Below are 26,251 nucleotides of genomic sequence, written 5' to 3'. Positions count from 1 at the left end.
GAGGATGGGGGAGTGGACACCCCGAACCCGGTGCGGCTGCTCGTCGTCGACGACGAACCGCACATCGCCGACCTGGTGGCGACCGTCGCCCGGTACGAGGGCTGGCTGGCCGTCACCGCGGGCTCCGGCGCGGCGGCGCTGAGCCGGGCGGCGGAGTTCGGGCCCGACATCGTGGTGCTCGACCTGATGCTGCCCGACTTCGGCGGCTTCACCGTGCTGGACCGCCTGCGCGCCGACGGCAACGCTGTGCCCGTGGTCTTCCTGACCGCGAAGGACGCGACCGCCGACCGGATCGCCGGTCTCACCCGCGGGGGTGACGACTACCTGGTCAAGCCGTTCTCGGTGGAGGAGCTGATGGCGCGGCTGCGCGCGGTCCTGCGGCGCAGCACCGCCGCCGCGGTCCCGGCGGCCGTCCGCGGCGCGGTGCTGACCGTGGGCGACCTCACGCTGGACGAGGACACGCGCGAAGTCCGCCGCGGCGGACGCGGGGCCGAATTGACGCCCACGGAGTACGAACTGCTGCGTTACCTCATGCGCCGCTCGCCCACGGTGCTGACCAAGTCGCAGATCCTCGACCACGTCTGGGAGTACGACTTCGGGGGCCGTTCCAACGTGGTCGAACTGGTCATCTCGCACCTGCGCCGGAAGCTGGACGACGGCGCCGAGCCGCTGATCCACACCGTGCGCGGGGTCGGGTACGTCGTGCGCCGGACGGGCCGGTGAGCCGCCTCGGCCGGTGGGCGCGGCGCTGGTACGGCGCGTGGCGCGCGTCGCGGCTCGGTACGCGGCTGGCCTTCGGCCTGGGCGCGCTGGCGCTGGTGGTCTTCGCGATCGTCGGCACGGTCACCGTGGGCTTCATGCACGGCTACCTCGGCCGCCGGCTCGACGAGCAGCTCAAGACCAGCCAGGTCGCGCAGGTGCCCGGGCTGCGCTCCTCGCACGGCAGCCCGCAGCCGCTGTACTCCTGGTACTCGGCGGTGTTCGAGGTGGACAAGGGGGTGGCGAAGGCGCAGCCCGGCGGGACGCTGCCCGCGGACGTGGGGCCGCTCGCGCAGGTTGCGGTCGACGCGACGCGCGGCGACGTGTTCCGCGACGTGTACCTCCACGGCACCGGTCCGTACCGCGTGCGCGCCTGCCCGGTCTCGACCGACCGGGTCGACACCGGCACCGTGCTGCTGAGCGCGGCGCCGCAGGCGGACCTCGACAACACGGTGCGGCAGCTGGTGCTGGTCGAGGTGATCGCGTTCCTGATCGCGCTGGCCATCCTCGTCGTCGCGGGGCGAATGGTGCTGCGGCGCGGGCTGCGGCCATTGTCGGACATGGCGGGCACGGCGCACGACATCGCTTCGCACGACCTCACGGCGACAGCCGCGTTGCCCGTGCGCGCCTCCGGGGAAGGCGGCGGCGCCGAAGTGCAGGAGCTGCGGACGGCGTTCAACCTGATGCTGACCCACATCGAGTCCTCGCTGGCCGCGCGGACGGCGGCGAATGAACGCCTTCGCCGTTTCGTGGCCGACGCCTCGCACGAGCTGCGTACACCGCTGACGTCGATCCGCGGCTACGCCGACCTATTCCGCTACGCCGCCGCGAACGAGCCCGAGGAACGCGAAGCGCACCTGGCGAAGATCCGCGAAGAGACCGCGCGGATGAGCGTGCTGGTCGATGACCTGCTGCTGCTGGCGCGCCTCGACGCCCACGACGCCGAACCGCCGGTGCGGCCCGAGCGGATCGACCTGGCCGAGCCGGTGCGCGCGGCCGCCGATGCGTTCCGGGCCGGACGCCCGGGACACCCGCTGCAGGTCGCCGTGCCCCCCGGCCCGCTCGAACTCGACGCGGACCCCGCCCGGCTTCGCCAGGTCTTGGACAACCTGCTGGCGAACGCCGCGGTCCACACCCCACCGGGCACGCCGGTTTCCCTGGCGCTGACGGCTGAGGAGGGTCAGGCCGTCGTGCGCGTGAGCGACGCTGGTCCGGGCATTTCGGGTGAGGACCAGCGAAGGATTTTCGACCGCTTCTTCCGCGTCGACAACTCCCGTACGCGCTCGGCGGGCGGGACCGGACTCGGGTTGTCGGTGGTGCAATCGCTGGTGCTGGAACACGGCGGGACCGTCGGCGTGGCCAGCGAGCCGGGACGCACGACGTTCACCGTGCGGTTGCCCCGGCCTTCGTGACCCGCTGGGCGACGTGCTCGGGCGTCGTCCACCTCGCGGGCAGGTCGGCCGAAGGCTCGGGCTCGCCGAACACCGTCCGCACCGGGAGGACACCGGCCCACGCGGCGTCCGCCTCGACGTCGCCGGCCTCGTCGTCCGGGTCCTGCGCGCGGAGCTTGACCGAGGCCTCGGCCAGGTCCAGCGCGAGCACGCTGACCGCGGCGAACTCCTTCGCGTTGACCGCGCGCGCGTGGTTCCACGAGCCGGGGGAGAGGTGGTCGGTGAGCACGTGCAGGGCGTGCAGCTTGGCGTCCGGTTCGGTGACCGCCGTGGCGCGGCCGAAGATGACGGCGCTGCGGTAGTTCATCGAGTGGTTGTTGATCGAGCGGGCGTAGACGATGCCGTCCAGCAGCGTGACGGTGACGCAGACGTCCACGCCGCCGGTCGCGGTGCGCAGGCTGGCCGCACCCGTGGAACCATGGAGGTAGAGGGTGTCGCCGTCGCGGCCGTAGCCGGTGGGCAGCACCAGCGGGGCGCCGTCGCGGACGACGCCGAGGTGGCAGACCAGCGCCTCGTCCAGCACGGCGTGGAGGGTGGCGCGGTCGGTGGCCGCGCGGTTCTTCAGGCGGCCGAGGGCGGTTCTGGGGGTCGGCGAGAGGCTGGTCATGGGTTCAGTGTGAAAGAAGAAAGTGGACTCGTGGAACGTCCACTTCTCGTACACTTGAGAAGTCCACTTTCGCCGTACGGGAGGTTTCCGTGTCGTACGCCGACACCGCGCTGCCGGTCAACCTCGACCGTGAGGCGGGCACACCGCTGGCCGTCCAGCTGGCCGACGCCCTGCGCGTGGCCGCCGCGAGCGGCCACCTGCGCGGCGGCGACCGGCTGCCGTCCACCCGGGCGCTGGCCGAGCGGCTCGGCGTCTCGCGCACCGTGACGTCGGCGGCCTACGAGCAGCTGCACGCCGAGGGCTGGATCGCCGGACGGCACGGTTCGGGCACGTACGTGACCACCCCGCCGACGCGCGCGGCCGCGTCGGTGTCGCCGTCCGGACCGCCGCTGGCCGACGCCGAGACCGCATCGTCGCTGGACCTCAGCCCGGGCACGCCCTGGGCCGAGGGGCTCGACCGCGCGGCCTGGCGCCGCGCGTGGCGGGCGGCGGCGGACCCGGATCCGCTGATCCGGGCCCACCGCGCGGGCCTGCCCGAGTACCGCGCGACCGTGTCCGAGCACTTGCTGCGCCACCGCGGCCTGGCCGTCGGCTCGGTGCTCGCCACGGGCGGCACGACGGCCGCGGTGGTCGAACTGGCCGCCGCGGTGCTGCGGCGCGGCGCGGTCGTCGCGTTCGAGGAGCCCGGCTACCAGCGGGCCGTGCAGGCGTTCCGGCAGGCCGGGCTCACGGTGGTGGGCGTGCCGGTCGACGGTCAGGGACTGCGCCCGGACGCCATCCCGGCCGGCGCGCGGGCGGTCTACTGCTCGCCGGCCCACCAGTACCCGATGGGCAGCCGGATGAGCGCGGCCCGGCGCGTGGAGCTGGTCGAACGGGCCCGCGCGGACGGCCTGCTGATCATCGAGGACGACTACGACGGCGAGCTGCGCTTCGACGTCGCCCCGCTGCCCCTGCTGGCCGCCCTCGCCCCCGACGTCGTCGTCCACCTGGGCACCACGAGCAAGATCCTCACCCCGACGCTCGGCGCGGGCTGGCTGGTGGGCCCGTCGGAGGTCGTGCGGGCGGTGCTGGCCTACCGGGACCTGACGGGCACGCGCCCCTCCCCGGCCGGCCAGCGGGTCCTGGTGGAACTCGCCCGCCACGGCGACCTGGGCCGTCACCTCCGCAAGCTCCGCCGCGAACTGGCCGAACGCCGGACCCTCCTGTCGGACGCCCTGTCGTCCGCCGGAGTCCCGGTCCTCGGCGACGACGCGGGCGCGCACCTGGTGGTCCTCTTCGAGTCCGCCGAGGAGGAAGCCGACCGCATCCTCGCCGCCGAACGGCACGGCATCCGCCTCGACGGCCTGGCCCGCCATTTCGCCGGAACTCCCACGGCACACGGGGTGGCGCTGGGCTACGCGGGCTGCTCCCGGGAGGCATTGGTCACGGCGCTGCCCACGCTGGTCTCCCTGCTTCGGTGAGCGGGCCTCTGGCTTTCGCCGCGGAACGGCGACGAGGGGTTTCGGCTGGTGGCGGCGGTTTTTTGCTTTCGCCGCCGGGTGGCGAACGGGCCGTCGCCGTGGGTTGGCGACTGCCCTTCTCGCCGGGTGGTGACGAGCCGGTGGCTGTGAGAACCGTGGTCGCCGGGTGGCGAGAGAGCGGTGGCCGTCGGGTGCCGTGAAAGAGCTGTGGCCGCCAAGTGGCGAGAGAGCGGTGGCCGTTGGGTGCCGCGAGAGAGCTATGGCCGCCAGGTGGCGAGAGAGCGGTGGCTGCCTGGGTGGCGAGAAAGCGGTGGCCGTCGGGTGCTGCGTGAGAGCCGTGGCCGCCGGGTAGTGACGAGCCGGGGCTGCGAAAGCTGTGGTCGCTGGGTGGCGACGAGCCGGGGGCTGGCAGGGCTGTGGTCGCCGGGTGGCGACGAGCCGAGGGCTGGCAGGGCTGTGGTCGCCGGGTGGTGAGGGAGCGGTGGTCGTCGGGTGGCGCGTGAGAGCCGTGGCCGTCGGGTGGCGAGAGAACGGTGGCCGTCGGGTGGCGCGTGAGATCTGCGGCCGCCTGGGTGACGAGAAGCGGTGGCCGCCGGGTGGCAAGAGTGCTGCGATCCGGCGGGTAGCGAGCTGTGGTCGCTGAGCGGCGACAGGGTCGTGGCCGCTGAGTGGTGAGCGCGCCGTAGCCGGTCGGCGGCAGCCGCAGCCGTTGCCGTCGGGTGGCGAGAAGCCGTGCGCCTCGGCGGGGCGAAAGAAGCTGCCGGCCGGGAGGTCGGGGGCGGGCGGGAGGCGGAGCCAGGCAGCCCGGATTGCCGGGTCCGGCCGGGAGCCTCGGCGAGGTGGGAGTGATGTCCGGCGCGCTCGGCCCACGGGGCCGCGCTGTTCGCCGTGGTCAACCGGTACGGTGACCGGCTATGAGTGCGGAAAAGATCCGGGTGGCGGTCGTGTTCGGCGGGCGCAGCAGCGAGCACACGATCTCTTGCCTGTCGGCCGGCAGTGTCATCGCCAACCTGGATCCGGAGCGCTTCGAGGTCCTCCCGGTCGGCATCACGCCGCAGGGCGGCTGGGTGCTCGGCACCGGCGATCCGCAGGAGCTGAGCATCCAGGGACGCGAGCTGCCGTCCGTCTCCTCCGGCCGCGCGCTCGTGCTGGCGGGCGACCCGACCAGCCGCGAGCTGCGCACGATCGACCCCGGTCAGGCGACCGAGGTGCTCGGCGGCGTCGACGTCGTCTTCCCGGTGCTGCACGGTGCCTTCGGTGAGGACGGCACCATCCAGGGCCTGCTCGAGCTCGCCGAGATCCCGTACGTCGGCCCGGGCGTGTTCGCCAGCGCGGCGGCCATGGACAAGGAGTACGCCAAGAAGCTCCTCGCCGCGGAAGGTCTTGCAGTGGGCTCGTACGCGTCACTCCGCCGTGGACAGTCCACATTGGAGAAGGCGGACCGCGACCGGCTGGGGCTGCCGGTGTTCGTCAAGCCGGCGCGGGCGGGGTCCTCGGTGGGCATCTCGCGGGTCACCGACTGGGCCGGGCTGGACGACGCCATCGAGCTGGCCCGGCGCACCGACCCCAAGGTCCTCATCGAGGCGGCGGTGACCGGGCGCGAGGTGGAGTGCGGCGTGCTGGAGTTCCCGGACGGCCGCGTCGAGGCCTCCCTCCCGGCCGAGATCCGCGTCCTCGCCGAGGACGACGACTCCTGGTACGACTTCGACACCAAGTACCTCGGCGACGACGCCGAGCTGGACATCCCGGCCAAGCTCGACGACACCCTCACCGAACGCGTGCGCGCGATGGCGGTCGAGGCCTTCCGCGCCCTCGACTGCCAGGGCTTGGCCCGCGTGGACTTCTTCGTCGCCGAGAACGGCGAGCCGGTGATCAACGAGGTCAACACCATGCCGGGCTTCACCACGAAGTCCGCCTACCCGAAGATGTGGGAGGTGACCGGAGTGGACTACGCGACCCTCCTGACCACCCTCATCGACACCGCCATCAGCCGCGGCACCGGTCTTCGCTGACGACGGGCCGAGGGCTTTCCGCCCCCGCCCGCCCGCCCACCGGCCGGCGGCACGGCGGAAAGAACCAGGATTCACCCGCTGGGCCCGTAGCCCCCGGACGGCGAACCCCGCACCGGCGGCACTGACGGGCCCATGATCACTCACTAGAGTGATCCCCCGAAACTCCCACCGCGGCGTCGGCACGGTTCCACCACCGCACGCGGGAGCCCCGGCACGTCGATGCCCCGTGCCGTCGACGCCGGGAGCACAGGAACACCGGAGCGCAGGAGTACCGGAGTACAAGGAAGTACAAGGAAGTACAAGGAGGCAACGCGTGCAGATCGCGTCCCGGCTCGACCGGCTGCCGGTCACCAGGCGGCACCGGTACTTCGTCGCCGTGGTGGGGGTGGCGACGTTCTTCGACCTCTACGACCTGTTCCTCGCCGCCACGATCAGCACCGTGCTGACCAAGGAGTTCGGGGTCACGGCCGACCTGCTGAAGCCGCTGATCGCCTCGGCGTTCGTCGGGGCGTTCGTGGGGGCGGTGTTCCTCGGGCGGCTGGCGGACCGGCTCGGCCGGCGGCGCGCGTTCCTGCTCACCCTCGGGATCTACTCGGTCTTCACACTGCTCGGCGCGTTCAGCACGGACGTCTGGATGCTGGTGGCCTGCCGGTTCGTCGCGGGCATCGGCATCGGCGCGGAGCTGCCGGTGGCCGACGCCTACCTCGCCGACCTGCTGCCCGCCCGCGCCCGCGGCCGGGCGACCGCGTGGGCCTACACGATCGGGTTCTGCGGCGTCCCCGCCGCCGGGTTTCTGGCCCGCGCGCTGGTCGGCCACTCGCCGCTGGGCGTCGACGGCTGGCGCTGGCTGTTCGTGATCGGCGCGCTGGGGGCGGCCATCGTCTGGGGGCTGCGGTTCACGCTGCCCGAATCGCCGCGCTGGCTCGCCGCTCGCGGGCGAGAGCGGGAGGCGGACGAAATCGTCCGGCGGCTGGAGGCGTCCGCGCCGCAGCCGCTGGCCGAGCCGGAACCGGAGGCGCCCGCGCCGGAGCCCGTCCGGGCGTCCGCGCTGCTGCGCCCGCCGTGGTTTCGCCGCACGGCGATGCTCTACGGGTTCCAGCTGCTCCAGTCGTTCGGCTACTACGGCTTCGGCTCGCTGGTCCCCATCGTGCTCGCGGCCAAGGGCTTCTCCCTGGTCGGCTCCCTGACCTTCAGCGCGCTGACCTTCCTCGGCTACCCGATCGGCTCGGCCCTGTCGATCCCGGTCATCGAGCGGATCGAGCGCAAGTGGCTGATCGTCGCCAGCGCGGCGGCGATGGCGGCCTTCGGGCTCGCCTTCGGCTACTCGACGGCCGGCGCGCTGATCGCCGTCTTCGGCTTCTGCTACACGGCCGCCAGCAACGTCTTCTCGAACGCCTTCCACACCTACCAGGGCGAGCTGTTCCCGACGTCGTTGCGCGGGACCGCCTCCGGCTCGGCGTACGCGCTCTCACGGCTGGCCACCGCGGCCATGCCGTTCATCCTGCTGCCGGTGCTTCAGGGGGCGGGCGCCACCGCGATGTACGCCGTGGTGGCGGGCGCGATGGTGCTGCTGATGATCGACGTCGCCGTTCTGGGGCCACGCACCACCGGCGAATCGCTGGAGGCCATCGCCGCCGGAACTGCCGCTAGAACTTCAGGGGCTTGACCGGCAGCTTCGCCGCGACGGTGTCGGAGATCGCCTGCAGCGGGCCGGTGCCCGCGGTGTCCGGGATGGTCAGGGCGAGGTAGACGTCGCGGTCCACGACGTACCAGGTGGCCGAGCCGTCTTCGCTGAGCTGCAGCCACTGCACGCCGTTGACGACGCGAAGCTGCGCGGTCTGCGTCAGCTCCGGCGGCCGGTCGAGCCCGCAGCGCAGGACGACGGCGTCACCCCCGCCCCACGCGACGGTGGCTTTCGGCGACGGCGCGGCCAGCGCGCGCCGCGCGAGCTGCTCGCCGTTGGACGTCAGGCTCGCGGGGAGCGCGGAGACGAGCGTGGTGCACGGCTGCTCGTCCGCGTGCGGGGCCGGGACGGCGACGAGCGCGAGGGGGCCGTTCGCGTCCGGGGGAGCGGCGTCGGACGTCGCCTTCCCCCGGACCAGTGCGAAGACCGCGACGGCCACGGCCAGCGCGACCACGAGCCCGGCCGCCGTGATGAGCAGCACCTTCGGCGGTGCGCCGGTGTCGGAATCAGCCACCGGACCAGTGCACCACGGCTCAGAGGTGGACCACCGGGCAGGTCAGGGTCCGGGTGATGCCCTCGACGTTCTGCACCTTGGCGACGACGAGCTGGCCCAGCTGGTCCACGGTGTCCGCGGTCGCCCGCACGATCACGTCGTACGGTCCGGTGACATCCTCCGAGCTGGTCACGCCGGGGACGCCGGCGATCTCCGCCGCCACCGCGGCCGCCTTGCCGACCTCGGTCTGGATGAGGATGTATGCGTGGACCACGGCGTGCCCTTTCGTCGGTGGCGATGGTGTCGAGGTAGGAACGGTGTAGGCAACGTATCGCCAGCCCCGGGAAAAACCTAGGGGATCCGACTGTCGGTGGTCGAGGCTTTCGAGCCCGGAGAGAAACTGGAGGTGACCGGTGTCACCGAATGACGGCACGGTGGCCGCGATCGGCGAATTCGCGCTGATCCAGGCGGTCACCGAAGGACGTCGCCAGCCGGCGTCCACTCTGCTCGGCCCCGGCGACGACGCCGCGGTCGTCGCGGCGCCGGACGGGCGCGTAGTGGCGAGCACGGACGTGCTGGTGCAGGGCGTGCACTTCCGGCTGGACTGGTCGAGCCCCGGGCAGGTCGGGCGCAAGGCCGCGGCCGTGAACCTGGCCGACATCGCGGCCATGGGCGCGAAACCGACCACGGTGCTCGTCGGGTTCGCCTGCCCGCCGGACCTGCCGGCCCAGGTCGTGACCGAGATCATGGACGGCATCTGGGCCGAGGCGGTCCGCGCCGGGGCCGGTGTCTCCGGCGGCGACATGGTGGGCGCCGACCAGCTCGTGATCAGCATCACGGCGCTCGGCGACCTCGAAGACCGGGAGCCGGTGACGCGCTCGGGCGCGCGTCCCGGCGACCTGCTGGCCGTCAGCGGACGGCTCGGCTGGGCCGCGGCCGGGCTGGCCGTGCTGCGCCGCGGGTTCCGTTCGCCCGTGGGCGTCGTCAACGCGCAACGCTGGCCGGAGCCGCCCTACGAAGCCGGCCCGCGGGCGGCGACCGCCGGGGCGACGGCGATGATCGACATCTCCGACGGCCTGCTCGCCGACCTCGGCCACATCGCGGCGGCGTCGGGGGTCGGCCTCGACGTGCGGACCACCGACCTGGAGCTGTCCACGCGGCTGCGGGAGGTGGGCACCGCGCTCGGCGCCGACCCGCTGCAGTGGGTGCTCACCGGTGGCGAGGACCACGCGCTGGCGGCCACCTTCCCGCCGTTCGGCGACCTGCCCGAAGGCTGGCGCCGCATCGGCACCGTGACCATGCCGGACTCCGGGGTCACCGTGGACGGCAGGGAGTACGGCCACGAGGGCGGCTGGGAGCACTGGCGCTAGCTGCCTAGAGTGGTCGGCGTGGAGATCCGTGCGGTCGCGTTCGACCACCCCGATGCGGCGAAGCTGATGGCCGAGGTCCAGCTCGAGTACGTGAAGCGGTACGGCAGCGAGGACGCCACGCCGATGGACGCGGCGCAGTTCGCGTCCCCGCTCGGGTTGTTCCTGGTCGGCTACGTCGACGGGACCCCGGTCGCGACGGGGGCTTGGCGGGCACACGACGGGCCGGCGCCGGCGTTCCGGCCCGGCGACGTCGAGCTGAAGCGCATGTACGTGGTCGAAGCCGCCCGCGGTCGTGGGTACGCCCGCGTGATGCTGGCCGAGCTGGAGCGCACGGCGGCCGCCGCCGGACGGCTGCGCGTGGTGCTCGAGACCGGCACCGAGCAGCCCGAGGCGATCGCCCTCTACGGTTCCTCCGGTTACGCCGAGATCCCGGGTTTCGGCCTGTACAAGGACGAAATCGAGAGCCGGTACTTCGGCAAGGACCTCGGCCGTTCCAGCGCCGACGCTTCCAGCTTGGACGAAAACCGACGAAACCGGAGACGGCATGGCGATCTACGCACTCGGTGACCTCGTTCCCTCGATCCACCCGGACGCCTACGTCCATCCCGACGCGACCGTGATCGGCGACGTCCGGATCGGCGCGCACGCCTCGGTCTGGCCACAGACGGTGCTGCGCGGCGACCACGGCTACATCGAGATCGGCGAGCGGTCCAACGTCCAGGACGGCTGCGTGGTGCACTGCACCGGACGGCACCCGACGATCCTCGGCCCGTCTTCGGCGATAGGCCACGCCGTGCACGTCGAGGGGGCCGAGATCGGCAGCGGCTGCCTCATCGCGTCCGGCTCGGTGGTGCTGAACGGGACGGTGATCGAAGACGGCGGCATGGTCGGCGCGGGCGCGGTGCTCTCGTACGGCTCCCGCGTCGGCAGCGGCGAGATCGCCCTCGGCGTGCCGGCGAAGACGCGGCCGAACCAGTCGTTCTCCCCGGAGCAGATCGCCGCCGTGGTCGACTCCTACGTCCGCCGGGGCGCCCGGTTCCGCCAGGAGCTCCGCCGCCTCGACCCGCCCCGCTGACCCCGCCCGAGTCCCGCTAGGATCGCGGGCCGTGACCGTACGACCGCTGAACGAGATCGTCGAAGAAGGCTGGGCCCAGGCCCTCGAACCGGTGGCCCCGCAGGTGGCCGCGATGGGGGAGTTCCTCCGCGCGGAGATCGCCGCCGGCCGCACCTACCTGCCGGCGGGCGAGCACGTGCTGCGCGCGTTCAAGCAGCCCTTCCGCGACGTGCGCGTGCTGATCGTCGGCCAGGACCCGTACCCGACGCCGGGGCACGCGGTCGGGCTGAGCTTCTCGGTGGCGCCCGACGTGCGGCCGATCCCGAAGAGCCTGATCAACATCTACAAGGAGTACGCCGACGACCTCGGCTACCCGTCGCCGGCCAACGGCGACCTGACGCCCTGGGCCGAGCAGGGCATCCTGCTGCTCAACCGGGCGCTGACGGTCCAGCCCGGCAAGTCGAACTCCCACCAGGGCAAGGGCTGGGAGCAGGTGACCGAGCAGGCGATCAAGGCGCTCGCCGCCCGCGACGAGCCGATGGTCGCGATCCTCTGGGGCCGCAACGCCCGCAACCTGCGGCCGATGCTGGGCGACGTGCCGTGCATCGAGTCGGCGCACCCGAGCCCGCTTTCGGCGCACAACGGCTTCTTCGGCTCGCGCCCGTTCAGCCGCACGAACCAGCTGCTGGCCGAGCAGGGCGCGTCGCCGGTGGAGTGGAAGCTCCCCTGAACCCCGGCGGCGGCCCGGCGGTGCCCGTCCGGTCCGGTTGCCCGGTCGTCCGGTTCCGGTCAGGTCGTGATGAACTGCTCCGAAACCAGGAGGACTGCCATGACCGCCACCGTCACTTCCGCCGACGGCACCCGGATCGCCTTCGACAGCACCGGTGAGGGCACGCCCGTGATCCTCGTCGGCGGCGCCATGAACGACCGGACGTCGGTCGCCGGCCTCGCCGCCGTGCTGGCCGACGCGGGTTTCCGGGCCGTCGCCCCCGACCGGCGAGGCCGTGGTGACAGCGGCGACGCGGCGGCTTACGAGGTGGCCCGCGAGGTCGAGGACCTGGCCGCGCTGATCTCGCACGTGGGCGGCTCGGCGGCGGTGTTCGGGCACTCCTCGGGCGCGATCCTGGCGCTGGAAGCGGCCTCGCGGGGCCTGCCGATCATCAAGGTCGCCGCTTACGAGCCGCCGTTCGTCGTCGTCGATTCGCGGCGACGTCCAGGTGAGGACCTGGTCGCGCGGGTGCGGGCGCGGCTTTCCGCCGACGACCGCGACGGCGCCGTCGAGCTGTTCCTGACCGAGGGCGTCGGTGCCCCGGAGCAGCAGGTGGCGGGCATGAAGGCGTCGCCCGCCTGGAGCTGGTGCACGGCGCTGGCGCCCACACTGGCCTACGACCTCGAAATCTGCGGCCCGGGCAACCACCTGCCCGCCGACCACCTAGCGAAGATCGGCGTACCGGTCCTGGCCATCGGCGGCGGCACCGGCGAGGAGTGGCTGCGGGCCGGTGCGCGGGCCGTCGCCTCCGCGGTCCCCGGCGGCCGCTACGAGACGCTGGAGGGGCAGGACCACAGCGTGCTGAACCAGCCGGAGTCCCTTCGCGCTCTGCTCAGCGGGTTCTTGGCCTGATCCCGGACAGAAAAATGGCGGGTGCCCCTGGGGGCACCCGCCAATTTTCGGCCTTCACGTCAGCCGCGGACAACCTTGCCGGCCTTGATGCACGAGGTGCACACGTTGAGACGCTTGCGCTGGGACACGCCGATCTTGGCGTGCACAGTCTGGATGTTCGGGTTCCACCGGCGGTTGGTACGCCGGTGGGAGTGCGAGACCGACTTACCGAAGCCCGGTCCCTTGCCACAGACGTCGCACACGGCAGCCACGTCGAACTCCTCTGATATGGGACTAAGAATGCGCGCCCGAACCAGCCGGGCAACTCGACCATAGTAACGAGTGGTCTCAGGCGGGTCGTCACGGGGTCGATACCCTCGCGGGAACCAGCGAGGAGGTTACGGGTGCGGGTGCTGGACGTGGCAGCGGTGACCGCCTGGTCGGCGGCGTGCGTGCGCAGCCTGGACCGGCTGCGCCCGGCGATCAACGGCATCAACGTGTACCCCGTCGCGGACTCCGACACGGGGTCCAACCTCCTCCACACGCTGACCGGCGCGCGCGACGCTCTCGCCGCCGCGCTCCGTGACCCAGCCGCAGAGGACGGCCCGTCGCCGTCGACAGGCGACGCTGGTTCGCCGCAGGAGGGCGACGCCAGTCGGAGCGCCGGTTCGCCGGTTACGAGTGCCTCCAGCGACGGAGGCGTCTCGCCGTTCGCGGGCGACACCGCTGGTGAGAGTGTTTTGCCGTTGGCGGGCGAGACGGCTGGTGAGAGTGTCTCGCCGTTGGCGGGCGACACCGCTGGTGAGAGTGCTTCGCCGTTGGCGGCCGAGACGGTCGTGGATCGTGTCTCGCCGGTGGGCGGCAAGTCCGGCCCGGCGAGCGTGTCGCCCTCGTCAGGCGAAGCCGCCCTAAGCAGCGGCCCGCAGGCCGACGCCCCATCAGGGCCCGACGAGGAGCCGTCGCCATCCAGTGGCGACGCCGCCATCCTGTCCGCCCTCACCCCGTCTGCCCCCACCCAAGCGCCCCCCAAGCCCTCGGCCGCCGTCGAGGTTGCCGCCGCTCTCGCCGTTCTCGCCCGGGGTGCCGTGGCCGCGGCCCGGGGGAACTCCGGCGTGATCATCTCCCAGGTCGTCCGGGGGATCGCCGAATGGGCGGCCACCGGGGACGAGCTGGACGGCGTCGGGCTGGCCGCCGCGCTCGGGCACGCCGACAAGGTCGCCACGGGTGCGGTCAGCCGGCCCGTCGCGGGGACGATGCTCACCGTCCTGCACTCGGTGGCCGCGGCCGTCCGCGGGGACACGCGGTCGCTCGCCGAGGTCGCTGAGACCGCCGCCGCCACCCCCGCCGCTGCGCTCGAACAGACTCCCCGACAGCTGCCCGCCCTCGCGAAGGCCGGGGTCGTGGACGCGGGTGGCCGCGGGCTGGTCGCCGTGCTCGACGCGCTCGCCGGCGTGATCTCCGGCAAGACCACCGCGCCCGAGCACGAGCTGGAGGCGGCCGTCGCCGCGCCGGTGGCCGAGTCCGCGCCATACGCGTGGGAGGTCATGTACCTGCTCGACGGCGTCGACGAGGCTCAGCTCCCGGTGCTGCGCAAGGAGCTGAGCGGCTTCGGCGACAGCGTGACGGTCGCGGGGGACGGCTCGGGTAGCCACGCCGTCCACGTGCACTGCGCCGACATCGGCGCCGCCATCGAGGCCGGGCTGGACCTCGGCCGCCCGCGCCGCATCCGCGTCGAACCGCTGCTCACGCCGACGCCGATCGAACCCGGTGGCGGGCTGGACCGGTCCGTGGTGGCGGTCGTCCGCGGCGGTGGGCTGGCCGAGCTGCTGCGGGCGGAGGGCGTCGCCGTGCTGGCGGTGCCGGACGGCGAGACGCCGGGCGTCGAGGACATGATCGGGCTGTTCAACGAGGCCGCGGGCCGGCACGTCACGGTGCTGCCCGGCGGCACGGCCCTGTCCGCCGCGGCGGACACCGCCGCCGGGCACCCGATGTCCGGTGACCGTGACGTCGTGGTAATCCCGTGCGCGTCGCCGGTGCAGGTGCTGGCCGCGCTCGCGGTGCACGACGGGGACCGCCGCGTCAACGACGACGTCGTCGCCATGGCCGAGGCCGCCGCCGCCACCAGGCGTGGCGAGCTGCGGATCGCCGGTGAGGAGTCGCTAACCTGGGTGGGCCGGGCCCAGTCCGGTGACGTGATCGGACTGGTCGACGACGAGGTGGTGCTGATCGAACCGGCGCCCGCCTCGGCGACGAACCTGGTCGCGGCCGCGATGGGCGTGCTGAACCGGATGCTGACCCTCGGCGGCGAGCTGGTCACCGTCCTGGCCGGCGCGGACGCCCCGCCCGGGGTGGCCGCCGAGCTCGCCGAGCAGGTCCGGCTGGAACACCCCGAGGTGGAGTTGACGAGTTATGCCAGTGGCCAGGCCGAGGCCGTGCTGCTGATGGGGGTCGAATAGAGATGGCCGGGCTACGCGACAAGCTTCCGCTGCTGCTGGGCGCGAAGACGGCGAAGGCGCTTTCCGGGGCGCTGGACATCGAGACCGTTTCGGACCTGCTTCGCCACTACCCGCGCCGGTACGCCGAGCGCGGCGAACTCACCGACATCGCCGGGCTGGAGCTGGGCGAGCACGCGACCGTGCTGGCGCGCATCGAGAAGATCAGCAAGCGCCGCATGAAGTCGCGCAGCGGCACCATCCTGGACATGGTCATCACCGACGGCAAGCGCCGGCTGGCCTGCGCGTTCTTCAACCAGGCGTGGCGCGAGAAGGAGCTGGCACCCGGCAAGACGGGCCTGTTCGCGGGCAAGGTGACCGCGTTCCGCGACACCTTGCAGCTGGCGAACCCGGAGTACGAGCTGCTCGACGCCGAGCGTGAGGCCGAAGCCGTCGACAGCTTCCTCGCCGAGATCATCCCGGTGTACCCGGCGGCCCAGGGCATGCCGTCGTGGTCGATCGCCAAGTGCGTGCGCCAGGTGCTCGACGTGCTGGAGGTCGACGAGGACCCGATGCCCGAGGAACTGCTGAAGCGCCACGGCCTCCCCGCGCTGGAGCGGGCGCTGCGCGGCATCCACCGGCCCGAGGACTGGGCCCACCTGGAGACTTCGCGGCACCGGCTGAAGTGGGACGAGGCCATGGCCGTCCAGCTGATCTTCGCGCAGCGGCGCCATTCCGTGGTGTCCCGGCCGGCCAAGGCCAGCCCGCACACCGACGGCGGCCTGCTCGACGCGTTCGACCGGCGGCTGCCGTTCGAGCTCACCGCGGGCCAGCGCGCGATCGGCGAAGACCTCGCCGCCGATCTGGCGACCGAGCACCCCATGAACCGCCTGCTGCAGGGCGAGGTCGGCTCCGGCAAGACCGTGGTCGCGCTGCGGGCGATGCTGCAGGTCGTCGATTCGGGGCGACAGGCCGCGCTGCTCGCGCCCACCGAGGTGCTGGCCGCGCAGCACGCCCGTTCCCTGCGCGAGATGCTGGGCGAGCTGGGCCGAGCCGGAGAGCTGGGCGCGGCGGACAACGCCACGCGCGTCACGCTGCTCACCGGCTCGATGGGCGCGAAGGAGCGCAAGAAATCGTTGCTGGAGACGGTCAGCGGCGAGGCGGGCATCGTCGTCGGCACCCACGCGCTGATCCAGGACACCGTGCAGTTCGCCGATCTGGGTTTCGTGGTGGTCGACGAGCAGCACCGGTTCGGCGTGGAGCAGCGGGACGCGCTGCGTTCGCGCGGCGCCGACTCCACCAGCCCGCACGTGCTCGTCATGACGGCGACGCCGATCCCCCGCACGGTCGCGATGACCGTGTACGGCGACCTGGAGACGTCCGCGCTGCGCGAGATGCCCGTCGGTCGCTCGCCGATCAAGACCACGGTGGTGCCGGTCGCGGAGAAGCCCGCGTGGTTCGACCGCGTGTGGCAGCGCGTCACCGAAGAGGTCGCGAAGGGACACCAGGCGTACGTCGTGTGCCCGCGCATCGGCGACGAGCCGCCGTCGGACAAGAGCGACAAGCGTCCGCCGCTCGCGGTGCTGGACGTCGCCCCCGATCTGGTGGGCGGGCCGTTGAAGGGGCTGCGGATCGCCGCGCTGCACGGCCGGATGCCGTCCGACGAGAAGGACGCCGTGATGCGCGCGTTCGGCGAGGGGAAGGTGGACGTGCTCGTGGCGACCACCGTCGTCGAGGTCGGCGTGAACGTCCCCAACGCGACGGCCATGGTGATCCTCGACGCCGACCGGTTCGGCGTGAGCCAGCTGCACCAGTTGCGCGGGCGCGTCGGCCGGGGCAGCGTGCCGGGCCTGTGCCTGCTGGTCACCGAGACCCTGGACGGCACCTCGACCCGCGAACGGCTGGCCGCGGTCGAATCGACCACGGACGGTTTCGAACTGTCGCGGCTGGACCTCGAACTGCGTCGCGAGGGGGACATCCTCGGCGCCTCGCAGTCCGGCACGCGTTCGAGCCTCAAGCTGCTTTCGCTGCTGCGCGACGAGGACGTGATCACCGAAGCACGCGAGCAGTCGCAGGAAATCGTGGTGCGCGATCCGTCGTTGTCGCACTACCCTCGGCTGGCCCAGATGGTTTCGGACGTCGTGGACGTGGACCGCGCGGAGTACCTGGAGAAGAGTTGACCCTGTCCGTCCGGCCCGCCACGGTCGCCGACGCGGCCGGTATCGCCACCGTCCACATCGGTTCCTGGCAGGCGGCGTACGAAGGTCTGCTCCCGGCGGAGTTCCTGGGCGGCCTTTCGGTGCCGGCGCGCGAACGCTTCTGGACCGAGACGTTGTCCGCGCCTGAGGCCTGCCACACGGTGCTGGTCGCGACCGCGGAGGGCGCCGTCGCGGGCTTCGCCGTCGCTTGCCCCAGCCGCGACCAGGACGCGACCGCGGAAGTCGGTGAGCTGGCGTCGATCTACCTGCTGCCGGACCACTGGGGGCAGGGCGCGGGGCGAGCCCTGCACGAAGACGCGGTGACGGCGCTGGCGCGATCCTTCACCACGGCCACCCTGTGGGTCCTCTCGACCAACCGCCGGGCCCGCCGGTTCTACGAACGCGCCGGCTGGTCCCCGGACGACCGCACCAGGGTCGAGACGACCAACGACGGAACCGTGACGCTCGAGGAAGTCCGGTACCGGCTGCCGCTGGGCGGTTGAGAGCGGGGCCGTCAGGCTGGCGAAGTGGCGCCTGCCGAGCCGGTCGATGCCCCGCACCCGGCCCGGCGGTCTGAGCGGTCCGCGCGGGCACCCGGTCGGCGCGTCCCGGCTGATTTCGGTTGCCACCTGCCGCTGCCGGTGCGTTAGCGTGCCGCAGTATGCCAGCCCTCGACGCAGTGACACCCTTTTCGCCCGACGACGTGACCCCGATCGCGGACCTGATCGGCGACGCGCGCGTCGTGGCGATCGGCGAGAACAACCACCACATCCGCGAGTTCGGCGAGCTGCGCAACCGGCTCCTGCGGCACCTGGTGACCGAGTGCGGGTTCACGGTGCTGGGCTTCGAGTCGGGTTTCACGGAGGGGTTCCTCGTCGACGAATGGCTGCGCGGCGGCCCCGGCGAGGTCGCCGACGTCGCGCGCGACGGCTTCACCTTCAACCTCGGCGGCTCGCCTGAGATGCACGAAATGCTCACCTGGCTGCGCGAGAACGGCGAGGTCCGTTACGCGGGCCTCGATCTCCCCAGCTCGGCCGGCTCACCGGCGCCGGCGCTGCTCGCCGTCCGGCGCTACCTGGAGGAGGTCGACCCGGACGTGCTCCCCCTGGTCGAGGCCGGTCTCACCGCTTCGGAGCCGTACGCGTCGGTAAGCAGCGCGATCGCCCCTGGCCTTTACGCGGCGATGGCCGCGCCCGCCCGCGACGCGGCGACGGCGGCGCTGACCGTGCTCGCCGCTCACCTCCGTTCGCTGGGCCCGGTGTACCGGCAGCGGCACGCGGGCGATCCCCATGCACACGCCGTCGCCGAGCACCAGGCCGAGGGCGCCCTTCGCGTCGACACCTACCTGCGAGAGCTGGCGGCGATGATGTCCGGCGCGGCGCCGGAGCTCGTGAGCTCTTCGCGTGACACCTACATGGCCTCGACGGTCCAGTTGCTGCGGCGCCTGCACGAGAGCGAGAAGATCATCCTGATGGTCCACAACGGACACCTGCAACGCATGCCCTTCGCGCCGAAGGGGGCGATGCGCTTCCCCTCGGCGGGCACCCACCTGGCGGCAGAACTCGGCGACGACTACTTCACCCTCGGCGTCACGGCCGGCGCGGGTACCACCACCGGCCTCACCCCGGACGACGGCGAACGCCTCGGCTTCCGCGTCCACGAGAACGAGCTGCCGCCGCCCGCGGAAGGCAGCGTGGAGGCGGCGCTGGCCGAATCGGGTTCGTGCCTGGTCGACCTGCGGGCCAACCGCGGGAAGGGGGGCTCCGGACCGTCGAGCATTCGGCACGCCCACCTGTTCACCCCGGTCGACGTGGGGGAAGCCTTCGACGCCTTGGTCCACCTGCCGCGGATGTCGGCCAGCGCCAACGTCGCGTCTGCTTGAGAAGGGGGCGACGGCGCCCCCCGAAGTCGCCGCTCGATGGCGAGGCCACGCCGGGTCGACGATCACCAGCCCCCAGCCGTCTTCGAGGCGAGCTGGCCCGGCGGACCACGGATCAGCCCATCGTGTGACGCCGAGCTGCCGCCCATCGGCGACGCAGAATGCGCACCGGCCCGCGGTCACCGTCGTCGGTATCAGGGGCGCACCCAGCGCGAAGCCTGACAACGCTGTCACCGGCTCGCCGCCCGTGCTCCACCGGCCGCCGGGCCAGGACGTCGCATCGGCGGACGTCACGACCGCGTTGGTGCAGGCCACGAAGCCGGCGTGGTCGAGAACGGACCCGCAGGCACAGCTGACCGGCGGCCGCGTGCCCGGCCCCGGGCGGTTGCGGGCGCGCCGAGCTCCCCGCATCATGCACCCGGGTCGGCGCACATGATGTCCATCACCTGGGCAACGGCTCCCGGACCGCGGGAAAAACCGGGTAACGTGCCTTCACTACCGATCCGAAACGGGAAGGACCGGGCATGTTCCGCAAGGTGCTGGTGGCCAACCGCGGCGAGATCGCCATCCGGGCGTTCCGCGCTGGCTACGAACTGGGAGCGGGCACGGTCGCCGTGTTCCCGCACGAGGACCGCAACTCACTGCATCGGCTGAAGGCCGACGAGGCCTACGAGATCGGTGAGCCGGGTCACCCGGTGCGCGCCTACCTCTCGGTGGACGAGATCGTGGCCGCCGCCGAGAAGGCGGGCGCCGACGCCATCTACCCGGGTTACGGCTTCCTGTCGGAGAACCCCGACCTGGCCCGCGCCTGCGAGGAGGCGGGGATCACGTTCGTCGGCCCGCCCGCCGACATCCTCGAGCTCACGGGCAACAAGGCCCGCGCCGTGAAGGCGGCGCGCGAGGCCGGCGTGCCGGTGCTGGGCTCGTCGGAACCGTCGAGCGACGTCGACGCCCTGGTGGCCGCGGCCGAAGACCTGGGCTTCCCGGTGTTCGTGAAGGCCGTCGCCGGTGGTGGCGGCCGCGGGATGCGGCGGGTCCAGGAGCCGGCCCAGCTGCGTGAGTCGATCGAAGCCGCCGCGCGCGAGGCCGAGTCCGCGTTCGGCGACCCGACGGTGTTCCTGGAGAAGGCCGTGGTCGAGCCGCGGCACATCGAGGTGCAGATCCTCGCCGACGGCGAGGGCAACGTCATCCACCTCTACGAGCGCGACTGCTCGGTCCAGCGCCGCCACCAGAAGGTGGTCGAGCTGGCGCCCGCGCCGAACCTCGACCCGGATCTGCGGGCCCGGATCTGCGCCGACGCCGTCAAGTTCGCGCGCCAGATCGGCTATCGCAACGCCGGCACGGTCGAGTTCCTGCTCGACAAGCAGGGCAACCACGTCTTCATCGAGATGAACCCGCGGATCCAGGTCGAGCACACGGTCACCGAGGAGGTCACCGACGTCGACCTCGTGCAGTCCCAGCTGCGGATCGCCTCGGGCGAGAACCTCGACGACCTCGGCCTCTCGCAGGAGAAGATCTACCTGCGCGGCGCCGCGCTCCAGTGCCGGATCACCACGGAGGACCCGGCCAACGGCTTCCGCCCGGACACGGGCATGATCAGCGCCTACCGCTCGCCCGGCGGCTCCGGCATCCGGCTCGACGGCGGCACCGCCTTCTCCGGCACCGAGATCAGCGCCCACTTCGACTCGCTGCTGGTCAAGCTCACCTGCCGCGGCCGGGACTTCAAGACCGCCGTGGGCCGGGCCCGGCGCGCGGTCGCCGAGTTCCGCATCCGCGGGGTGTCGACGAACATCCCGTTCCTGCAGGCCGTCCTGGACGACCCGGACTTCCGCGCGGGCAACGTCACCACCTCGTTCATCGAGGAGCGCCCGCACCTGCTCACCGCGCGCCACTCCGCCGACCGCGGCACGCGCCTGCTCACCTACCTGGCCGACCAGACGGTGAACAAGCCGCACGGCGAACGCCCGCGCACCCCGGAAGCGGCCGAGAAGCTGCCGAAGATCCCGGCCGGTTTCAAGCCGGTCGACGGCTCCAAGCAGAAGCTCGCCGAGCTGGGTCCCGTCGGCTTCGCGAGCTGGCTGCGCGAATCGCCGCTGCTCGGCGTCACGGACACGACGTTCCGCGACGCGCACCAGTCCCTGCTCGCCACGCGGGTGCGGACGAAGGATCTGCTGGCCGTCGCGCCGGTGGTCGCCGCCACCGTGCCGCAACTGCTCTCGCTGGAATGCTGGGGCGGCGCCACGTACGACGTCGCGCTGCGCTTCCTGGCCGAGGACCCGTGGGAGCGGCTGGCCCAGTTGCGCAAGGCCGTGCCGAACATCTGCCTGCAGATGCTGCTGCGCGGCCGCAACACCGTCGGCTACACGCCCTACCCGACCGAGGTCACGAACGCCTTCGTCGAGGAGGCGGCCGCCACCGGCATCGACATCTTCCGCATCTTCGACGCGCTGAACGACGTCGAGCAGATGCGGCCGGCGATCGAGGCCGTCGCCGAGACCGGAACCGCCGTCGCCGAGGTCGCGCTCTGCTACACCTCCGACCTGTCCGACCCCGGGGAAAAGCTCTACACGCTGGACTACTACCTGCGGCTGGCCGAGCAGATCGTCGGCGCCGGCGCGCACATCCTGGCGATCAAGGACATGGCGGGGCTGCTCCGCGCGCCGGCCGCGGCGAAGCTGGTGACCGCGCTGCGCCGGGAGTTCGACCTCCCGGTGCACATCCACACCCACGACACGGCGGGTGGCCAGCTCGCCACCTACCTCGCCGCGATCCAGGCGGGCGCGGACGCGGTGGACGGCGCCGTCTCGTCGATGGCGGGCACCACGTCGCAGCCTTCGCTCGGCTCGATCGTCGCGGCCACCGACCACTCCGAGCACTCCACCGGCCTCGACCTGCAGGCGATCGGGGACCTGGAGCCGTACTGGGAGAGCGTCCGCAAGATCTACGCGCCCTTCGAAGCCGGCCTCGCCTCGCCCACCGGTCGTGTGTACCACCACGAGATCCCGGGCGGGCAGCTGTCCAACCTGCGCACGCAGGCCATCGCGCTGGGTCTCGGCGACCGCTTCGAGGACATCGAGGCCATGTACGCCGCCGCGGACAAGATCCTCGGCCACCTGGTGAAGGTGACGCCTTCGTCCAAGGTGGTCGGCGACCTCGCGCTGCACCTCGTCGGCGCGGGCGTGTCCCCCGAGGCCTTCGAGGCGGAGCCGAACAAGTTCGACATCCCCGACTCCGTGATCGGCTTCCTGCGCGGTGAGCTCGGCGACCCGCCGGGCGGCTGGCCGGAACCGTTCCGCACCAAGGCCCTCGAGGGCCGTTCGGCGGCCAAGCCGGTGGTGGAGCTGTCCGATGAGGACCGCAAGGAGCTGACCGACGACCGCCGCGGCGCGCTGAACCGGCTGCTGTTCCCGGGCCCCACGAAGGAGTTCCGGGCCCACCGCGAGGCCTACGGCGACACCAGCGTGCTGCCCAGCAAGGACTTCTTCTACGGACTGCGTCCCGGCGAGGAGTACGCGGTCGATCTGGAGCCGGGCGTGCGCCTGCTCATCGAGCTGGAGGCGATCGGCGAGGCGGACGAGCGGGGCCTGCGCACGGTCATGTCCTCCCTGAACGGCCAGATCCGGCCGATCCAGATCCGGGACCGCTCCATCGCTTCGGACATCCCGGCCACCGCAAAGGCGGAAAAGGGCAACCCGAAGCAGATCGCCGCCCCGTTCGCCGGCGTGGTCACGCTGCAGGTGGCCGAGGGCGACGAGGTGGAGTCGGGCGCGACCGTGGCGACGATCGAGGCCATGAAGATGGAGGCATCCATCACCGCTTCGGCGGCGGGCAAGGTCGGGCGTCTGGCGATCACCTCCGTTCAGCAGGTCGAGGGCGGGGACCTCCTCATCGTGCTCGAGTAGCCGGGTCCGGCGCCAGCTTTACGGGTCGCGAACGGCCCGTTCGCTCCCCTGGGTGGCGAATGGGCCGTTCGCGACGTTCTGGGCTCGTGTTCGGCGGCGCGCCCGCGCTAACGTCGGCGGCATGCTGATCAACGCGGTGCCGCAGTGGCAGGGCGCGATCGGTCCGAGAGCGTCCGGGCTGGTCGACGGCTGCCTCGAACTCTCCGAACTGGCCGGGCACGTGCTCGGGCGGCCGGTGCGCCACGTCCGCCAGGACCCTGCGACGTCCGGCGTGGTCGACGGCGTCGCCCACCGGGCCGTGCTCACCGGCGCGAACCGCGCGGCGCAACTGGCCGCGCTGGAGGCCCCGGGCGGTCCGGTGCTGACCATCGGCGGCGACTGCGGCGTCGAGCTGATCCCGATCGGGGTCGCGCGCTTCCGGCACGGTGCAGGGCTGGGCGTCGCTTGGCTCGACGCGCACGCGGACCTGAACACGGCCGAGTCGTCGCCGTCCGGCGCCTTCCACGGCATGGTGTTGCGGTCGCTGCTCGGCGAGGGTGACGCGTCGTTCGCGGCGAGCCCGGCGCTGGAGCCTGGCCGGGTCGCGCTGTTCGGCGCGCGGGTTTTCGACCCGGCCGAGCGGGAAGCGCTCACCCGCGGCTTGGCCGTGCGAACCGAGGACGTCCCCGCGACGCTGCGCGCGGCCGGCGCGGACCGGGTGTACCTGCACCTGGACCTGGACGTCCTGGACCCGGCGGAATTCGGCGGGCTGAACCACCCGGAGCCCGGCGGGCTGACGATCAGCAGGCTGATCGAGGCGCTGGACGGACTGTCCGAAATGGACGTCGTCGGCGCGGGAATCACGGAGTGCGTGGGCACCGGGGCGCAACTGAGCGTGCTCGAACCCGTTGTCGCCGCAGTGGGGAGGTTGCTGATGCGGGCTTGATCCCTGGTCCAGGAACGCCGGCGGTTCATCCCGGTGTCCTTGCTGGTAGACGACCACGCGCGCGTGCGGCCCGAAGGAGGTGTGCCCGCGGCCGTGACGTGGATCGGTCATCGCACGGCGAAAACCACGCCGGCCGGCTCGGATGCGGACCATCAGCTGTCGTGTTCCGCTGAGCTCTAGCCCAGCGCCGCGCGAACGGCGTCGACGGTCCCCGGCCGGTCCGCCGCCGACTTCACGCACCCTGAAGGCGAACTCCCCGGCTGCTTCGCGAAGCAACTCGGCACGGCTCGGCTACTCGATCAGGCCGCGACGATGGCGGCGACGGTGGTGCCGAGCGAGGTCCACTGGCCGAGGATGACCAGGTGGACCGCGGCGGTGAGCGTAGCGCGGAGGTAGCGCGCTTGCCGGGGCGAAATTGGTCATGCGGCGGGTCGTCAGCGTGGCTTTCGTCGGGCGGTGCGAGCTGTCCGCGGAGCGAGCACTTCCGCAGTCAGCGCGCCGATCAGGAGAGCGGCCACGATCGTGTGTCGCCGAATTGGACGGACAGCAGGTCGGCCGCGGGCAGGACGAGCGGGACGCTCATGGACGGCAGGGCTACCGGCGGCGGCACCGGTAGCGGACGCTGACCGTGGCCTGGTCCAGCGTCGCCCCGAGCCGTCTCCGCTGGGCGAACCGGCCTGCACCTTGCCGTTCTCCCGGCCACCGGGCGATCGGCATAACCCGGCCGGACCGGCTGCTTCCGGCCGGCGCGCTGGTTCGTCCGTTCGTACGTACTTTACGCGGCAGCTGGGGGGGAGATTTGTCATGAGGTTCGGGCCCTACCCGGTGAAATTATAACGAAAGTGACAAGAAATCGGTTTCTTCTGCGGGAGGTGACACATTTGAGCTTGGGTTTTCGATGTGTCCGGTGTCACCCCTCGATGGCCGCGGGGTGCCCGGCCGGGCTTCGGCGTCGGCGGGGAACCGGGGTGGGGCAAAGGAGCTGCGATGTCGGTGGAGCGCGGAGTCGATCATCCGGTGCCCCCGTCGGCGCTGCCCCGGAAGCTGGCCGAGATCCTGCGGCCGGAGCTGGCGAGCCTCTCCGAGGAGATCGTCGACGAGATCCAGGCGACGATCCCGGCGTACGCGCGGCCGCTCGACGGGCCGTACGGGAAGTCGATCCGGGCCGGGGTGGAGTACGCGATCACGCTGTTCGTGGCGCAGATCGCCGATCCGAGCGCGTCCAAGGAGCAGTCGCACGAGGTGCACCACCGGCTCGGGCAGAACGAGATGCGCGAGGGCCGGAGCCTGGACACGCTGCAGTCGGCCTATCGCGTCGGCGCGCGGGTGTCGTGGCGGCGGATCATGCGGGTCGGGCGCCGCAGCGGGCTTTCCTCGGCGGTGATGTCGCAGCTGGCGGACGCGATGCTGGCGTTCATGGACGAACTCGCGTCGGTGGCCCTCGACGGTTACCTGGAGGCGAAGGCCCGCACGGCCGGCGCGCTGGAGACCTGGCGGCGGAAGCTGCTCGGATTGCTGCTGGAGGTTCCGGCCGCCCCGGCGAAGGCGGTGGCGGAACTCGCGCAGCTCACCGGCTGGGCGGTGCCGGAACTGGTGTCGCCGATCGCGGTCCGGCCGCTGCTCGAAGCGCATCCCCGCCGGCGCGTCACGCTGGATTCCGACATCCTGGCCGAACTCGACGGGGTCGAGCCGCGCATCGTCGTCCCGGGACCGATCGGCGGCGCGCGGCTGGCGACGTTGCAGGCGGCGCTGCCGGACCACTGCCTGGCCATCGGGCCGTGCGTGCCGCTGGAGAGCCTCGCGGATTCGCTGCGCTGGGCCCGGGCCGCCCTGGTCCTCGCCGATCGGGGGCGAATCCCCGGTCAGCGCGTGATCCGCGCCGAAGAACACCTGGCCGCGCTGCTGGTGAACTCCGATACCGCGCTGGTCACGCTGCTGCGCGCCCGGCTGTTCGCCCCGCTCGCCGAAATGACGGACAAGCAGCAGGACCGCCTCCTCGAGACGCTGCGGGCCTGGCTCGACAGCCAGGGCAACGTCGTCGAGATCGCCGAACGCCTCCAGGTCCACCCCCAGACGGTGCGCTACCGCATGCGCCAGCTGCAGGCGACGTTCGGCGACCGCCTGCGCGACCCGTCGGCTCGCTTCGAACTGGAACTGGTGCTGCGCGGCTGCGGCCCGGACCGCCCGTCGGCCGGCGAGACTTGGGTGGGCGGCCTCCCCGTGGGCGAGCTGATGCCCTCACCGCGCCGGAGCCCGCACTGGAGTGAGCACTGACCTCGGCTCTCGACTCTCGGCCTTGAGCGGCGAGAGCCGGCGTGGCCGCTGAGCGACGACATCGGTTTCGCTCACGGCCGCGGGTGGGGGCCGCTGGGGGTTTCCCTGGTTTCGCCGCTGCGGGACGACGCCATCTTTCGGACGTGCGTTG

General features: G+C 72.4%; 20 protein-coding genes and 1 pseudogene. 17 read left to right on the top strand and 4 right to left on the bottom strand.

Annotation, left to right across the window (positions count from 1 at the left end; all coding sequences use genetic code 11):
• Positions 1-12 precede the first annotated feature (12 nt).
• Together NYF13_RS32620 and NYF13_RS32615 are read left to right on the top strand one after the other, a co-directional pair.
• Complete coding sequence (locus NYF13_RS32620; RefSeq protein ID WP_315661772.1) at positions 13-723, top strand: response regulator transcription factor; 711 nt, start codon at positions 13-15, stop codon at positions 721-723.
• Positions 720-2,171: a HAMP domain-containing sensor histidine kinase gene (locus NYF13_RS32615; RefSeq protein WP_315661771.1), complete on the top strand. Its 1,452-nt coding sequence runs from the start codon at positions 720-722 to the stop codon at positions 2,169-2,171. Before NYF13_RS32620 ends, NYF13_RS32615 begins: the two co-directional genes overlap by 4 nt.
• Here the strand turns inward: NYF13_RS32615 and NYF13_RS32610 are convergent.
• Positions 2,143-2,817, bottom strand: coding sequence for a pyridoxamine 5'-phosphate oxidase family protein (locus tag NYF13_RS32610; RefSeq protein ID WP_315661770.1), 675 nt, complete (start codon positions 2,815-2,817; stop codon positions 2,143-2,145). The genes NYF13_RS32615 and NYF13_RS32610 overlap by 29 nt on opposite strands.
• A gap of 89 nt (positions 2,818-2,906) precedes the next feature.
• On the opposite strand from NYF13_RS32610, the gene NYF13_RS32605 reads away from it, so the two are divergent.
• The 3 genes from NYF13_RS32605 (at position 2,907) to NYF13_RS32595 (ending at position 7,955) form a co-directional block, all read left to right on the top strand.
• Positions 2,907-4,277, top strand: a complete 1,371-nt coding sequence (locus NYF13_RS32605; RefSeq protein ID WP_315661769.1) for a PLP-dependent aminotransferase family protein — start codon at positions 2,907-2,909, stop codon at positions 4,275-4,277.
• Positions 4,278-5,191: 914 nt separating this feature from the next.
• Positions 5,192-6,289 carry a D-alanine--D-alanine ligase family protein gene (locus NYF13_RS32600; RefSeq protein WP_315661768.1) on the top strand — a complete coding sequence of 366 codons (1,098 nt, stop codon included), beginning with the start codon at positions 5,192-5,194 and terminating at the stop codon, positions 6,287-6,289.
• A gap of 313 nt (positions 6,290-6,602) precedes the next feature.
• A complete protein-coding gene (locus tag NYF13_RS32595; protein WP_315661767.1) occupies positions 6,603-7,955 on the top strand; it encodes an MFS transporter in 1,353 nt (450 codons plus the stop codon).
• Here the strand turns inward: NYF13_RS32595 and NYF13_RS32590 are convergent.
• Both NYF13_RS32590 and NYF13_RS32585 read right to left on the bottom strand, forming a co-directional pair.
• Positions 7,936-8,487 (bottom strand): DUF3515 domain-containing protein, encoded by a 552-nt coding sequence (locus NYF13_RS32590; RefSeq protein ID WP_315661766.1) that lies wholly within the window; start codon positions 8,485-8,487, stop codon positions 7,936-7,938. The two genes, NYF13_RS32595 and NYF13_RS32590, sit on opposite strands and share 20 nt — an antisense overlap.
• A 19-nt stretch (positions 8,488-8,506) precedes the next feature.
• On the bottom strand, positions 8,507-8,740 hold the full coding sequence (locus tag NYF13_RS32585; RefSeq protein WP_091623261.1) for an Lrp/AsnC ligand binding domain-containing protein: 234 nt from the start codon (positions 8,738-8,740) through the stop codon (positions 8,507-8,509).
• 139 nt (positions 8,741-8,879) lie between these two features.
• Here NYF13_RS32585 and NYF13_RS32580 point away from each other — a divergent pair, with 139 nt between their 5' ends.
• The 5 genes and pseudogenes from NYF13_RS32580 (at position 8,880) to NYF13_RS32560 (ending at position 12,511) form a co-directional block, all read left to right on the top strand.
• Positions 8,880-9,836 (top strand): thiamine-phosphate kinase, encoded by a 957-nt coding sequence (locus tag NYF13_RS32580; protein WP_315661765.1) that lies wholly within the window; start codon positions 8,880-8,882, stop codon positions 9,834-9,836.
• A gap of 66 nt (positions 9,837-9,902) precedes the next feature.
• Positions 9,903-10,322 (top strand): annotated as a pseudogene (locus NYF13_RS32575) (GNAT family N-acetyltransferase); the annotation flags it as partial.
• Positions 10,323-10,380: 58 nt separating this feature from the next.
• Entirely contained in the window at positions 10,381-10,911 is a 531-nt protein-coding gene (locus NYF13_RS32570; protein WP_315661764.1) for a gamma carbonic anhydrase family protein, read from the top strand.
• 31 nt (positions 10,912-10,942) lie between these two features.
• Positions 10,943-11,620 (top strand): uracil-DNA glycosylase, encoded by a 678-nt coding sequence (locus NYF13_RS32565; RefSeq protein ID WP_315661763.1) that lies wholly within the window; start codon positions 10,943-10,945, stop codon positions 11,618-11,620.
• A gap of 99 nt (positions 11,621-11,719) precedes the next feature.
• Positions 11,720-12,511, top strand: coding sequence for an alpha/beta hydrolase (locus NYF13_RS32560; RefSeq protein WP_315661762.1), 792 nt, complete (start codon positions 11,720-11,722; stop codon positions 12,509-12,511).
• Between the two features lie 59 nt (positions 12,512-12,570).
• On the opposite strand, the gene rpmB is transcribed toward NYF13_RS32560, so the two are convergent.
• A complete protein-coding gene (rpmB, locus tag NYF13_RS32555) occupies positions 12,571-12,762 on the bottom strand; it encodes a 50S ribosomal protein L28 (protein ID WP_091623274.1) in 192 nt (63 codons plus the stop codon).
• 609 nt (positions 12,763-13,371) lie between these two features.
• Between rpmB and NYF13_RS32550 the strand changes: the two genes are divergently transcribed.
• From NYF13_RS32550 to NYF13_RS32520, 7 genes are all read left to right on the top strand, one after another.
• The gene (locus tag NYF13_RS32550) at positions 13,372-14,946 is read left to right on the top strand and encodes a DAK2 domain-containing protein (protein ID WP_396287811.1); all 1,575 of its coding nucleotides are present in this window, start codon (positions 13,372-13,374) and stop codon (positions 14,944-14,946) included.
• A gap of 2 nt (positions 14,947-14,948) precedes the next feature.
• Positions 14,949-17,102: an ATP-dependent DNA helicase RecG gene (recG, locus tag NYF13_RS32545; RefSeq protein WP_315661761.1), complete on the top strand. Its 2,154-nt coding sequence runs from the start codon at positions 14,949-14,951 to the stop codon at positions 17,100-17,102.
• Positions 17,099-17,623: a GNAT family N-acetyltransferase gene (locus NYF13_RS32540; protein WP_315661760.1), complete on the top strand. Its 525-nt coding sequence runs from the start codon at positions 17,099-17,101 to the stop codon at positions 17,621-17,623. The genes recG and NYF13_RS32540 overlap by 4 nt, the downstream gene beginning before the upstream one ends.
• A 158-nt stretch (positions 17,624-17,781) precedes the next feature.
• Positions 17,782-19,002 carry an erythromycin esterase family protein gene (locus NYF13_RS32535; RefSeq protein WP_315661759.1) on the top strand — a complete coding sequence of 407 codons (1,221 nt, stop codon included), beginning with the start codon at positions 17,782-17,784 and terminating at the stop codon, positions 19,000-19,002.
• A gap of 521 nt (positions 19,003-19,523) precedes the next feature.
• Complete coding sequence (locus NYF13_RS32530; protein WP_315661758.1) at positions 19,524-22,901, top strand: pyruvate carboxylase; 3,378 nt, start codon at positions 19,524-19,526, stop codon at positions 22,899-22,901.
• A gap of 121 nt (positions 22,902-23,022) precedes the next feature.
• Positions 23,023-23,826, top strand: a complete 804-nt coding sequence (locus NYF13_RS32525; RefSeq protein ID WP_315661757.1) for an arginase family protein — start codon at positions 23,023-23,025, stop codon at positions 23,824-23,826.
• Between the two features lie 987 nt (positions 23,827-24,813).
• Positions 24,814-26,100, top strand: a complete 1,287-nt coding sequence (locus NYF13_RS32520; protein WP_315661756.1) for a helix-turn-helix domain-containing protein — start codon at positions 24,814-24,816, stop codon at positions 26,098-26,100.
• Positions 26,101-26,251 lie beyond the last annotated feature (151 nt).

Source organism: Amycolatopsis sp. PS_44_ISF1, from assembly GCF_032335455.1.
GTDB lineage: Bacteria > Actinomycetota > Actinomycetes > Mycobacteriales > Pseudonocardiaceae > Amycolatopsis.
Note: the sequence above shows the minus strand (reverse complement) of the source record. Positions and strands in the feature narration are given on the sequence as shown.